The organism is Geodermatophilus sp. FMUSA9-8, from assembly GCF_037034165.1.
Lineage (GTDB): Bacteria > Actinomycetota > Actinomycetes > Mycobacteriales > Geodermatophilaceae > Geodermatophilus > Geodermatophilus nigrescens.
In genome coordinates this window covers 1-269 of record NZ_JBAGKE010000031.1, presented here as the reverse complement: position 1 = coordinate 269, position 269 = coordinate 1, and the positions used below count along the sequence as shown (strand labels likewise).

1 protein-coding gene is annotated in these 269 nt (G+C 71.4%); it reads right to left on the bottom strand.

The window, feature by feature from the left end; translation table 11 throughout:
- Positions 1-269, bottom strand: a 269-nt coding sequence (locus WA616_RS24385) for a methyl-accepting chemotaxis protein (protein WP_336033952.1), incomplete at both ends; no start/stop codon positions are given.

Here is a 269-nt window from a genome sequence, read left to right as displayed (position 1 = left end):
GTCGCCGTCTGCTCCTCCACCGCCGAGGCGATGGTGGTCTGCCGGTCGGAGATCTGCGCGACGATCGAGCTGATCTCCCCGATCGCCGTCACCGCCGCGGTGGTGTCACCCTGGATCGCCTGCACCCGCCGCGCGATGTCCTCCGTCGCCTTCGCGGTCTCCTGCGCCAGCTCCTTGACCTCGTTGGCGACCACGGCGAAGCCCTTGCCGGCCTCCCCGGCGCGCGCCGCCTCGATGGTCGCGTTCAGCGCCAGCAGGTTCGTCTGCTC